The following is a 12,252-nucleotide window of genomic DNA, read 5'->3' as shown; positions in this document are numbered from 1 at the left end:
TATTGATTCTTCTACATACGTTCTAGCAACCCTGGTTGATGTTTGGTCGATATCTTAAGCCATTAAAAAAAATGGTCAGTACTTGTTTTTCACGATCCATAAAGCATTTCAGCGCTTCCCGGTCGTGCGGATCAAAACCTGCTGCCTGCCACTTGCACCATATTACCCATAAACCGAATAATACATTTACCAGCAGCTGCGCCGTGAGTTCCGTATCCGTGTCCTTGTTGAGTTCCCCGCTGCTCACCCCTTTCGAGATGGTAGCCGAAAGAAAAGATATTTCCACCTGCTGCAACAACTCAATCGTTTGCCGCATCCGGCTGGAAGGAACATCCTTGATCCATTCGTTTACACCAAACAGAAAATGATACTCCAGCAACATTCTTTCCTTCAATGCGAGGTAGCGATCCATGATATCCGCGGTGCATCGTGCTTCTTCCACATATGCCGACATGTCAATAAAACAATCGGCTATCATACGCTCTACCACCGCTACATAGATGGATTCTTTATCTGAAAAATAATAATACAAAGAGCCTTTTGAAATTTCCAGATCCCTGGCTATTTCCTCCATGGTAGTTTTCGATAACCCAAACCGCTTGAAGCGCTTTAACGCCGCTTCCAGAATCATCGTTCGTTTCAGGTCCTGTTCTGCCATAGTGTGATGCAAACCAAAACTGACTGTTTGACTATTTCGTTTTGCGGGTCAAATGTACGACCAAAACTAAAACCACCAAATTTTTTTGTTAAGAAATTGTTACGTACCCTTCGCGCAACACATTAAAACGAAAGGAAACCCATCGAAATACTTACACGTTCACAAAAACGTTGGCAAATTGTTAACTAAATCGAAAGTATGACCCCGTAAAAATTGAAATTGTATAATTACCGGGAAGGGATATACGAAGCGGAATGACTAATGATGAGCCATTTTGTGTAGCAGATCACGTTGTCTTTTTTCAGTGATATCCAATGTGGTACCGCCTTTCAGCACTACCTTCCCTGAGGGGCCATCCAGGTGACTGATGTTGGATATCTGGATCATCTGGTTGTTATTGATCTGGTAGAAGTGAAGGGACGTAAAAAGATCAGCATAGTAGCGGAACGACTGTACTGCCGTAATCAGCTTACCGGAGTTTAAGCGGAATATACAGTTATCGCCTTTTACTTCCAGGTATTCGATAGCGGGGATATTAATAGTATAGGCTTCCCCGTTAGTAGCAGGGATCAACAGCTGCCAGGCTACCGGTTTGCTGTTATTGAAATTTTCCAGTAATACACGGTAGCGGTCTTTGCTGCTGCCGGTGTTAATGCGCTCAGTTATGAGCGCCACGGCCTGCAACAGGCTTTCTTTGTCAATAGGCTTCAAAATCAGTTCCACATCGCTGAAGCGGATCACATGCAGGAACTTTTTTTCAAATGCGGTTACAAATACTGCTTCAAAAGGGATGTCAGGTAAGGTGCCGGCCAGCACGTCGAAGCCGGTGCCATCAGGCATTTCCAGGTCAAGAAATACCAGTTCGGGGCGGTGCGCTTTGATCTTTTCGATACCATCCGCACAGTCGGAGGCCATGTCGGCAATCGTAATTTCGGGGCAGTATTTACCGAGCATTAACGCAATGATGTCCCGGCTGTTTCTCTCGTCATCAATTATAATAGCCTTTATCATAAAAAAGTAACATTAACGGATATACTAAATTATAACTGGGGGATCAGTATTTTAACGATCGTGCCGCTGTCCGATTCATCTTCAGATGATCTGTCAATAATTTCTATATGGATTTCAGTATTATACATTTTGTTCAGCAACTCTGCACGGTTCTGGCTTATTTCCATGCCGGACGACTGGTGATGCTTTGGCAGCATGCGCAATGATTTGGAACGTGCAATGCCAATTCCGTTATCCGCGATCACACATTCCAGCATATCCGACGCCACCTGGTTAAAATAAATGGAAAGCTTTCCTGTTGGCTGTTTGGGATTAGTCATACCATGCTTTACGGCATTTTCTACATAAGGTTGCAACAGCATTGCGGGGATTTCCAGTTCGGCGGTGGCAATCACGGGGTCTACTACTATTTCATACTCCATCCGGTTTTCAAACCGCATCTTTTCTAACCCAAGATAAGTATTCAAATAGGTAATTTCATCTGCCAGCGATATAAAATTACGCCGGGAGAAGTCCAGCGTTTTACGGATCAGGTAAGAAAAATCGGAGAGATATTTCTGCGCATACTCATAATCCCGCTGCATTACAAACAATTGTATGGAATTCAGGCAGTTGAAAATGAAGTGCGGATTGATCTGGGCCCGGATGGCTTTGAGCTCAATTTCTGTAAGTTTCTTATCGTATTCTGTTTCCAGTTGCTTTTTCCGCTGCTCTTCCAGCTCCTGCTTTTTGCGCAGGATTTCTGTGGTTTGCTCTTTTACCAACTCTTCCAGCTGCTCATTCAGCTTTCGCTGCAGCTCTTTATTTTTATTCAGTTGCTTAATCAGGAGCTCCTGTGTACGGGTTCTTTCGAGGTGTACCAATTTATTGCGGTAACTCAGCCCCGCAAGGAAAAACATGGCCTGCAACAGTACGCCGCCTATCAGGAGGATAGTGGGCGCTGCCAGTTCACCCAGGGCGCCGAGCAGCCCCAGTGGCCGCACATGCATCAGGAAGGAGCCCAGGCAGGCCAGGTATAAACATACGGATCCATACAAAAAGAATCGCACCAGCGGATGATGGCGGGAGCGCCGCGCCAGTGCCACAAATACTGCCAGTAATGGAACCAGCGTTACAAAATATACATAACTGTATATGATGGTGGGCATATGGTATTGGCCTATCCTGATAAAATACACGCATAGGATGATCAGCCCCCCTACTATTGCCGCTACCCATGTAAATGCCCGTTCCATAAAAGGATACCGTTCGGTCAGGTTAAGAAAGGCATTGCCGAATAGCAGGTACATCAGGTAAAAGCAAAACAGCAGGCCCGGAATGTCCCAATAGTATTTGAGCATGGGCCAGCGGTGGAAAAAAGACAACTGGTAAGGCTTATCGTCCAGCCGTAAGGCAAAAAAGAGGATCAACCCAAGTATATAGGTCGCAAAATAGATATACGATTTGTCGGGTAACTGGATATAATTAATAATGGAAATGCTGAAAAATACCAGCAGCATACCCAGCAATACCTGGATTACCACGGCTTCTTTACGGAAACCATCCAGTTGTTTATCCCGGAAAACGCCATAGGATTCAGTATTGAAGAGTGCCGGCATCAGGGCGCCTTCGTTGTACGACTTATTGACGATGTGAAGGTAAAACGTGCGAAGCGCTCCTGCCGGTACCTGTACGGCAAACGCGTAGTGGTTCCATCTTTCCACCCCTCCCTTGTCCAGCATTAAACCGGTTTCCATCAACAGCCGGGGCTTATCACCCGGCGTTTGCACATACCAGTACATATAGTCGTGCCAGCCTGAAAACAGCTGATACGAGAGTGGTTTATTGCTTTTATTTTTTACGGTAAGTCGCAGCCAGCAGTTGTTAACCCGTCCGTTATTCTGGGTATTACTATGAAAGATGCTTTCCTGCCGGGTAAAAGGCATGTTGGCAGCCTGCTCCGGGGTCAGGTGCTGCTCGCCGGCTGTCAGCACGTACATATAAGGCCGCAGGTCCAGGTTCGCAGGGGCGAAAGCAGTATCAGTGATCAGGGTGTCTACTGGGGTACGATCTACAGTGGCAAAGGATTCTGCAGTGTAACAATACAACAGCAGCATTAGAATAATGCGCTTCACAAAGTGTAATATAAGTTTGGTTATAGCAATTTGTCAATAGCTTTTGCCATTGCTTCATCCTTAGCGGTGATGATATCACCGGCATCATGTGTGCTCAGGAATATTTCCACTTTATTATAAACGTTGCTCCAGTTAGGATGGTGGTCCATTTTCTCTGCAATCAGTGCAACCTTGGTCATAAATGCAAATGCATCCCGAAAATCTTTGAATTCAAAAGCCCGGTAAAGCTGTTTATTTCTTTCTTCCCACATAAAAAATCAGGAATTTAAAAAGTAAAAAAACATCGGGTCTGTCATGGAATCTGGTCAAAATACTACCGCTGATGCGTTGTGCCTCTTCTAAAAAATAAGGTTCATCTTATTTTTGATATCTCTGATATCAAGTAAAGATACTAATTGTACAAGCGGAACAAGGCGTAATTCTTCTAATAATTTTTTTACATCGCCGGGTTGATAGTAATCACCCTTTATCATCCACAGAAAATTGATCTGTTTAAGTTCCGGCAGCAGGAATTCTGCCTGGCAGCGATTGTTGTAAAGATAATGCGCTACCGAGTTGGTAGGTTCGTGAAACTCAAATACGGGGAAATGAAAGGACCTTGTTTTTTTGGACAGGGCGATTTCCAGGTTGTTATTCACCCTGAAATTGGTATGCAACTGCCGGTTGATATGCCAGCACAACTGATAATCCCGCGTGGTGGAAGCAATGCCGATTACGTAGGTACTTTCAAAGAAGTCCTCTACCAATTGGTCGTTGTCCAGTTTAAGCTTGAGTATTGTCATATAGAAAAGTAGCGCTGCACCCGGTCCGGATGTTGAATAAAAATTTATCCTTTCTTTTTACTGCCCTTTTTTAAAGGTTGTCCCGGGTCCCAAAATACGGCTTTAAAATTTTCTATTTTATCTTCTTTTACAACTACACCTTCCTGTTCCAGTAGTTCCTGCATCAGGGTAGGGGTGGCAAAATGACTCCGGCCGCTGAGTTCTCCTTTGCTGTTTACCACACGATGCGCGGGAACAGCCGGTTTGGCGCTGCCGGCTGCATTCATTGCCCAGCCTACCATACGGCCGGTGAGTTTTAAACCGGAAGCGTCGGCAATGGCGCCATAGGAGGTTACCCTGCCGCGCGGTATGGTGCGTGCAATTTTGAAAACCGTTTCAAAAAAAGAAACCGGCTCAGCGGCTTTCTTTCCCTTCGTCCCTGCGACGGGCAAGGAGTGCTGATCTTTCGGGTTCGGGTACTTTTTCATAATTAAAAGGACAGTGCTTACAGCCATTGCCACAACAGAAGCCCCGGTCGAGGTGGAATTTTTCGGTAAATACCATATAGCCCTGGGCATTATAGTAAAAATCAATCTTCTCCACCAACGGTTGCTTCATCGGAAGGCAGTTTAATGCTTTGCCAGTTCAACGGTGCAGCAGGCAATTGAAATTTAAGATAACGGATCGTTCTGCCATCGGCGAGGTGCATGCCTTCATAAAAGGTCTGGATCTTCAGCAACGGCGGTACTTCCGGTAATGCATATACATCAGGAATATCTTCTATCAGGGTGCATCCGGCCGCGGCAATTACTTCCTGCGTGAAAGCATACAGCTGCGGGGAGTCCGTTTTCAGGTTAATGGTGGCTCCCGGCGCCAGCAACGGCTGGAACAGCTGCAGGAATTTAGGATGCGTTAACCTTTTCTTCGACTTGGAATTGCGCAGGAAGGGGTCCGGAAAGGTAATCCAGATGTCCTTTATTTCTCCCGGTGCAAAATAATTAGGGAGCTTATCTATTTGTGTACGTAAGAAGGCCGCGTTTGGCAGCGGTTCTTCCAGTGCGGTTTTGGCGCCTCTCCAGATGCGGTTGCCCTTGAGGTCCACACCCAGAAAATTCTGATCAGGAAACAGCCGGGCCATGCCCAGGGTATAATCTCCTTTGCCACAGGCCAGCTCTAATGTAACAGGGTGGCTGTTTTTGAAGAATTCATTCCATTTTCCCTGCATACCTTCCGGGTATATCAATACATTGGGGAAGGTTTCGATTTCAGCAAATCGTTGTAATTTTTTTTGTCCCATTTGCCGCAAAAGTAAGCCGAAAGAAGAAAATATAAATGGGATCGGGAGGGGGAGCGGAAGAAGTTTACTTTCCGGGGAACTCTTTCAATTCGCTGAGGCGTTTATTTGCCTTGGATAATTTGTTGATATTCAGGTCTTTAGGTTAAATGCTGCCCATTCCCAATAAAAAAAGCCCGTAAGCATGATAACTTACGAGCTCTTTAAACCAATTAAGCTGTAGGAGGAGGAGTCGAACCTCCACGGGGCAGTTAGCTGTAGCACAAGTAAGATTAGTGGTCAACCCAATTATACTACGTTTATCCTGTGATCCCCACCCTCGAGACAAGAGGGCATGTCTGCCAATTTCATCATCCCACAATGTGTTTGAATCGTTACCAGCTGTTGCTTTCCGTGAGCCGTTTTCGTAATGATTATGATGCAAATCTAAAGAGAAGGTGACTTTCTTGCAAATTTTTTAAGAAGAATTTTGGAATTTTCGATATTTTTTAAATATTTGCATATAACTTTAAAACAATCAAAAACAAATTGTAAAAATGAGCCACAATTTGAATATTGACAAACTAGATTTGCAGATTATCAGCGAGATGATGTCTAATGCTGAGATCTCCTACGCCGACCTGGGGAAGAAATTGTTCGTTTCCGGCGGGACTATCCACGTGAGAATGAAGAAATTACAAGAACTGGGTGTAGTTAAAGGTACTAAATTACATGTAGATTTAAAAATGATCGGCTATGATGTGATCGCTTTTATCGGCATTTATCTGGAAAAAAGCTCCATGTACGACACGGTAGCCAAGGAATTAAGGAAAATACCCGAAATGGTACGCCTTAACTATACAACGGGCAGTTACAGCATGTTTGCAGAAATTATCTGTAAAGATATCACCCAGCTCCGCCGTATCCTCCACGATGAACTGCAGAAAATTAAAGGCATTGAGAGAACTGAAACCCTGATTTCCCTGGAAGAAAGCTTTTACAGAACAATTAACGTGGTAGAGTAATTAGTTTTTAAGGATGAAAGGCTTACCCTGTTGCTATTTCATTCTTAATTATTAATTTTCGCCATGGTTACAACAGAAATCGCCGAAAAAATTCAACGGCTGGAAGAAAAGTATGCCGCCATGGGCCAGAACCTGTCATCCTACCTGGATGGCCTTCTGTACGCGGACTACCTCACTTATTGGGATTATATTCAGCTTGATGTATTGCTTAATCTGCAACATCCACGCACACCAATTCCTGATGAAAGAATATTCATCATCTATCACCAGATCACGGAATTGTATTTGAAATTATCGTTGCAGGCAATCGAACAAATCAGCCTTGCACCTGTACTGTCAGCTGAGATATTTAAAACCCAGCTTAAAAGGATCAACAACTATTTCCACAGTCTTATCAGCTCATTTGAAATAATGGTAGATGGGATGGACAAGGAACAGTTCCTGCAATTCCGCATGGCGCTGTTACCTGCCAGTGGCTTCCAGAGCGGACAATTCCGCATGATCGAGATCTGCTCTACCCGGCTAAACAACCTGGTATACGAACCCCAGCGCCCGGAAGTGGAAGGCCTGGAACTGAAAGACGTGCTGGACAAAATCTACTGGAGAAGCGGCGCCACCGAACTGGCTACAGGTAAAAAAACACTTACCCTCCGCCAGTTTGAACTGAAATATATGGATACCTTCCTCAAACTGGCCACTGAGTACAAAGACAGTAACCTGCTGGCCAGCTATAAAAAGCTCTCCCCTGCGGAACAAACGGAATTAATCCCCCTGCTAAAGGAATACGATCTCAATGTAAACGTACGCTGGCCACTGATGCACTACAAGTCCGCGGTAAGATACCTGCATAAAAGACCGGAAGACATCGCCGCCACCGGAGGCACCAACTGGCAGCAATTCCTGCCTCCAAAAAATAAACGCATCGTTTTCTTCCCCGAACTATGGACGGAAGAAGAACTCAACAACTGGGGCAAAATTGCTATGGGCGAGTAAAACGCCGTCAAATATCCTGCGTGGTAAATCTTCTTAAATAATAAGCCAGTAACGGTACATCCGCTTTTTCCAGTGGATGTGCCGTATCCGGCATCACCGTTAACTGCGCCAGCGGAAGGGCGCTGTATACTTCAATGGTTTCATGGAAAGACACCATGTTGTCCCGGTCGCCCATCATCAGCATGCAAGGGGTTACTACCCGGGCATAATCGGCTGCCTTCAGCAGCGACTGATGCCCCAGTTCCTCTATCAGCTGTGCAGTGCGCGTTACAACGGTTTTCCAGTCGCTGGCAGTATGCCGGGCTTCCAGCACCCTGGCAAAGGCGGGCACTTTCTCCTCAATTAAATCCGGATTCAGCTGCCGTATCTCTTTTCCGGCAGTAGCCTCGTTCCAGTTAAACTTGGTGGCCAACGTAATCACGCGCCCGGTCTTTTCCGGGTAATGCCGCGCCAGGTACATGGCTACATAACCACCCATGCTGTATCCGAAAATGTGTACAAAGTCGAGTTGATGGGTTTCAAGATAGGATAATACTTCCGCCGCAAATACCTGGATGCTGAACCCCTGCTCCGAAAAAGGCACATCGCCGTGCCCGCTGAAATTAATCAGGTGCACATCGTAATGGTCAGACATTTCCTTAGCCAGCGGTTCAAATTGGGAAGAGGCGCCCAGTGCGCCATGTAAAAAAAGTATGGGGAGTTTATGTGTTTGCATTGACTAAAACTAGCAAACATTTTGGATTTGCCTATTTGATTATTTGAATTTTTCAGGGAGATAGCTATTTTTTATCTCCCTGAAATACCCAAAAAACAACATAACCAAATCATCTGGCCAGGTATGCTCCATCGATGGGATAGTAGCTGCCGGTTACGAAAGAGGATTGCGGAGAACTGAGCCATAATACCAGTTCTGCAACCTCTTCCGGCTTGCCCAGCCGGCCTATGGGATGCAAACCCACAAGAGCCTGCATCTCCTGCTGGCTCAGATGTTTGGTTAATAATGGGGTTTCAATAAATCCCGGTCCTACCGCATTTACCCGGACGCCTTTGGCGGAATATTCTACTGCCGCCGCCTGGGTAAGCCCTACCACGCCATGTTTGGCCGCCACATAAGCACAGGACCCTGCGAAACCTACCGCTCCAAGTATGGAGGCCATGTTCACAATTACACCGCTACCGGCTTTTTCCATCACCGGCAACTGGTAGCGCATACCATAAAAAACGCCGTTGAGATTTATGTTAATAACTTTTTGCCACTCCTCCAGCTTATACTCACCTGTGGGCGCTGCTGCTCCGCCAATACCGGCATTATTACAGGCAATATCCAGCTGCTTGAACTCCGCCAGGGTTTTGGACACCAGTTGCTCACAGTCGGCCGGGCTACTGCTATCCGATTTTACAAAGATGGCTCTGCCTCCTTTGCTGTTGATCCCATCTGCCACAGCATTTCCACCCTTTTCATCAATATCGCTGATCACCACGGCCGCGCCATTGGCGGCATACAGCTCCGCTACACATTTACCAATGCCGGAACCCGCGCCAGTAACCAGCGCTACCTTGTTTTTCAATTGGTCCATAACAATGTTTTTGCTCTAATAAACAATACAGCCCAATGAAATGTTCCTCATATTTTTTTATTATGTTTGCATAGATGTTGCCGATTAATTTTCTTCACTTAAGATGTCCCATCATCAAATCATGTTTTTTTAAATACTAGTAATGGAATACAATACCACGCGCAATTACCTGATAATGAAGGAATATGGCAGGAATATCCAGAAAATGGTGGAGTACCTGGTAACCATAGAAGACGACGAAGAGCGCCAGCGTAATGCTATGGCTGTAATAGAGCTGATGGGTACGCTGAACCCGCATTTACGCAATGTGGAAGACTTCAGGCATAAATTGTGGGATCATATTTTTAATATCTCCGGCTTTAGCCTGAAGGTGGAATCACCCTATCCAATCCCCACTATTGAAAAGCTCAGAGCCAAACCCGACAGACTTCCTTATCCAAAAAAATATCCCAGGAACCGTCACTTCGGTAAAAACCTGGAAATGATCATTGACAAAGCCGTACACGAAGATAATCCCGAAAAAAAGGAAGGATTTACCCAATGTATCGGTAATTATATGAAACTGGCCTACAGTAACTGGCACAAGGAAAGTGTACACGATGATGCCATCAAGGCAGAATTACTGGCTATTACAGACAACCAGCTGGAATTCCACCCGGGTCATACTGCCCATATTCCAGCCCCTGTAAGCTTTGTACCAAGCGGTAACGTAGCAGGTGCAGCTGACCAGTTCCGCTCCAGTAAGCGCAAAAACTTCCAGCAAAACAAGTTCAAAAGCAGCAATAGCGGCAGTGGCGGCAGCAAAAGCCGGGATAATAACAATAAGCACAATAACAAATACAACAAAAACAGGAACAAGTGAGTAGTGCTTTTGAAGTAAGAGGCGGCAACCGCTTAAAGGGGGAAATTATACCCCAGGGTGCCAAAAACGAAGCTTTACAAATCATCAGTGCTGTGATGCTAACCCCCGAAAAGGTTACTATCACCAATATTCCGGATATAGTAGATGTAAATCTGCTGATAGAGCTGTTAGGAGATGCTGGCGTAAAATTGAATCGTATCAGCAGGGATACCTGCGAATTTCAGGCAGATGCAGTAGACCTGAAATACCTGGAAAGCCCTGAGTTTAAAAAGAAATCCGGCCGTCTCCGTGGCTCGGTGATGATTGCAGGTCCGCTGCTGGCAAGGTTCGGACGCGCCTTCATCCCAAAACCCGGTGGCGATAAAATAGGCCGCCGCAGACTGGATACCCATATCATCGGGTTCGAGAAACTGGGAGCCAGGTTTGTATATGATGCGGATGATAATTACTTCCGCCTGGAATCTTCCGGAGGGCTCAAAGGCACTTATATGCTGCTGGATGAGCCAAGCGTTACCGGTACTGCCAATATTGTAATGGCTGCGGTAATGGCCGAAGGAACCACCACTATTTACAACGCTGCCTGCGAACCATATCTCCAGCAGTTGTGTAAAATGCTGAACCGCATGGGCGCCCGCATCAGCGGAGTAGGCTCCAACCTCCTCACCATTGAAGGCGTGAAATATCTTGGCGGCTGCGAACACAGCATGCTCCCGGATATGATCGAAATAGGCTCCTTCATTGGCCTGGCCGCCATGACGCAAAGCGAAATCACTATTAAGAATGCAGGTGTAGATAACCTGGGTATCATCCCGGAAAAATTCCGTCAGCTAGGTATCCAACTGGAAATCAGGGGAAACGATATTTATATTCCTTCGCAGGACTCCTACGAAATCCAGACATTCCTCGATGGCTCCATTCTTACTATTTCTGATCATCCCTGGCCCGGGTTTACACCGGACCTGCTCAGTATTGTGCTGGTAGTAGCTACACAGGCAAAAGGCAGCGTGATGATCCATCAGAAGATGTTTGAAAGCCGCCTGTTTTTCGTGGATAAACTGATAGACATGGGCGCACAGATCGTATTATGCGATCCGCACCGTGCAGTGGTAATCGGTTTGGGCCGCCAGCACAACCTGCGCGGAATCACCATGTCATCTCCCGATATCCGCGCCGGCGTATCCCTGCTGATCGCTGCACTCAGCGCAGAAGGAAAGAGCACCATTCAGAACATTGACCAGATAGACCGTGGCTACCAGTACATCGACGAAAGGTTGAGAAAGCTGGGAGCAGACATAAAGAGAGTATAAACAGTTGTTGATACTTCATCAAACCCAAATACCAGCAAAACATTTTACTGGTTTTTGGGTTTTGCATTTGAAGTAACCGCTACCTTGATTGTAATTAATAATGGAAAGAAAGATCATCATCGTTACCGCTCCATCAGGCGCCGGTAAAACCACCATCGTGAAAAAACTGCTGGCTAACATGCCGGTACTGTCCTTTTCGATTTCCGCCAGCACCCGCACCCCGCGTGCCAGCGAAGTACACGGAAAAGACTACTACTTCCTGTCCTCCGATGAATTTCATCAGCGGATTGAAGAAAACGCCTTCGCAGAATATGAAATGGTGTATGCCGGTAAATATTACGGCACCCTGAAAAGTGAACTGGAGCGTATCTGGAACAACAACCAGATCCCGATGGTGGACATCGATGTAAAAGGTGCATTATCTATCAAAGAAAAATATCACGACAACGCACTCACTATTTTCATACAGCCCCCCTCGTTAGATGCCTTGCGCGTCCGGCTCAGTGAAAGAGGAACGGAATCACAGTCCTCACTGGACGAACGGCTCGCCAAAGCACGCTATGAGCTGTCGTTTTCCCATGAATTCGACCAGATTGTGGTGAACGACGAGCTGGAGCATGCCTATGAAGAAGTAAAAAAACTGGTGACAGATTTTTTAAATATAAAGTAGC

Annotated in this window: 15 protein-coding genes; 5 read left to right on the top strand and 10 right to left on the bottom strand. The window is 45.9% G+C overall.

Going from position 1 to position 12,252, the window contains the following annotated elements; translation table 11 throughout:
• Positions 1–22: 22 nt before the first annotated feature.
• The 8 genes from AB6805_RS06515 to trmB all read right to left on the bottom strand — a co-directional run bounded on the left by AB6805_RS06515 (position 23) and on the right by trmB (position 5,841).
• Positions 23–658, bottom strand: a complete 636-nt coding sequence (locus tag AB6805_RS06515; RefSeq protein WP_370908635.1) for a TetR/AcrR family transcriptional regulator — start codon at positions 656–658, stop codon at positions 23–25.
• Between the two features lie 258 nt (positions 659–916).
• Entirely contained in the window at positions 917–1,669 is a 753-nt protein-coding gene (locus tag AB6805_RS06510; RefSeq protein WP_370908634.1) for a LytR/AlgR family response regulator transcription factor, read from the bottom strand.
• 29 nt (positions 1,670–1,698) lie between these two features.
• Entirely contained in the window at positions 1,699–3,783 is a 2,085-nt protein-coding gene (locus AB6805_RS06505) for a histidine kinase (protein WP_370908633.1), read from the bottom strand.
• A 20-nt stretch (positions 3,784–3,803) separates the two neighbouring features.
• Positions 3,804–4,034, bottom strand: coding sequence for a 4a-hydroxytetrahydrobiopterin dehydratase (locus tag AB6805_RS06500; protein WP_370908632.1), 231 nt, complete (start codon positions 4,032–4,034; stop codon positions 3,804–3,806).
• A gap of 87 nt (positions 4,035–4,121) precedes the next feature.
• Positions 4,122–4,565: an IPExxxVDY family protein gene (locus tag AB6805_RS06495; RefSeq protein WP_370908631.1), complete on the bottom strand. Its 444-nt coding sequence runs from the start codon at positions 4,563–4,565 to the stop codon at positions 4,122–4,124.
• A 44-nt stretch (positions 4,566–4,609) separates the two neighbouring features.
• A complete protein-coding gene (locus AB6805_RS06490) occupies positions 4,610–5,032 on the bottom strand; it encodes an MGMT family protein (protein ID WP_370908630.1) in 423 nt (140 codons plus the stop codon).
• Positions 4,959–5,162 carry a DUF5522 domain-containing protein gene (locus AB6805_RS06485; protein ID WP_370908629.1) on the bottom strand — a complete coding sequence of 68 codons (204 nt, stop codon included), beginning with the start codon at positions 5,160–5,162 and terminating at the stop codon, positions 4,959–4,961. Before AB6805_RS06485 ends, AB6805_RS06490 begins: the two co-directional genes overlap by 74 nt.
• Complete coding sequence (gene trmB, locus AB6805_RS06480; protein ID WP_370908628.1) at positions 5,134–5,841, bottom strand: tRNA (guanosine(46)-N7)-methyltransferase TrmB; 708 nt, start codon at positions 5,839–5,841, stop codon at positions 5,134–5,136. Before trmB ends, AB6805_RS06485 begins: the two co-directional genes overlap by 29 nt.
• A gap of 533 nt (positions 5,842–6,374) precedes the next feature.
• On the opposite strand from trmB, the gene AB6805_RS06475 reads away from it, so the two are divergent.
• Both AB6805_RS06475 and AB6805_RS06470 read left to right on the top strand, forming a co-directional pair.
• On the top strand, positions 6,375–6,842 hold the full coding sequence (locus AB6805_RS06475; RefSeq protein WP_079471223.1) for an Lrp/AsnC ligand binding domain-containing protein: 468 nt from the start codon (positions 6,375–6,377) through the stop codon (positions 6,840–6,842).
• A gap of 63 nt (positions 6,843–6,905) precedes the next feature.
• Positions 6,906–7,835, top strand: coding sequence for a tryptophan 2,3-dioxygenase family protein (locus AB6805_RS06470; RefSeq protein ID WP_370908627.1), 930 nt, complete (start codon positions 6,906–6,908; stop codon positions 7,833–7,835).
• A gap of 7 nt (positions 7,836–7,842) precedes the next feature.
• Here the strand turns inward: AB6805_RS06470 and AB6805_RS06465 are convergent, their stop codons facing one another.
• Positions 7,843–8,550, bottom strand: a complete 708-nt coding sequence (locus AB6805_RS06465) for an alpha/beta fold hydrolase (RefSeq protein ID WP_370908626.1) — start codon at positions 8,548–8,550, stop codon at positions 7,843–7,845.
• A gap of 109 nt (positions 8,551–8,659) precedes the next feature.
• A complete protein-coding gene (locus AB6805_RS06460; protein ID WP_370908625.1) occupies positions 8,660–9,412 on the bottom strand; it encodes an SDR family NAD(P)-dependent oxidoreductase in 753 nt (250 codons plus the stop codon).
• Positions 9,413–9,554: 142 nt separating this feature from the next.
• Between AB6805_RS06460 and AB6805_RS06455 the strand changes: the two genes are divergently transcribed.
• The 3 genes from AB6805_RS06455 to gmk all read left to right on the top strand — a co-directional run bounded on the left by AB6805_RS06455 (position 9,555) and on the right by gmk (position 12,251).
• Complete coding sequence (locus AB6805_RS06455; RefSeq protein WP_370908624.1) at positions 9,555–10,274, top strand: DUF4290 domain-containing protein; 720 nt, start codon at positions 9,555–9,557, stop codon at positions 10,272–10,274.
• Positions 10,271–11,581 carry a UDP-N-acetylglucosamine 1-carboxyvinyltransferase gene (gene murA, locus AB6805_RS06450; protein ID WP_079471218.1) on the top strand — a complete coding sequence of 437 codons (1,311 nt, stop codon included), beginning with the start codon at positions 10,271–10,273 and terminating at the stop codon, positions 11,579–11,581. Before AB6805_RS06455 ends, murA begins: the two co-directional genes overlap by 4 nt.
• Before the next feature lie 100 nt (positions 11,582–11,681).
• Positions 11,682–12,251 (top strand): guanylate kinase, encoded by a 570-nt coding sequence (gmk, locus tag AB6805_RS06445; protein ID WP_370908623.1) that lies wholly within the window; start codon positions 11,682–11,684, stop codon positions 12,249–12,251.
• Position 12,252 lies beyond the last annotated feature (1 nt).

It is taken from the genome of Chitinophaga sp. RCC_12 (genome assembly GCF_041360695.1).
Taxonomy (GTDB): Bacteria; Bacteroidota; Bacteroidia; order Chitinophagales; family Chitinophagaceae; genus Chitinophaga.
The sequence above is the reverse complement of the archived record's forward strand: the minus strand, read 5'-3'. Positions and strand labels throughout refer to the sequence as shown.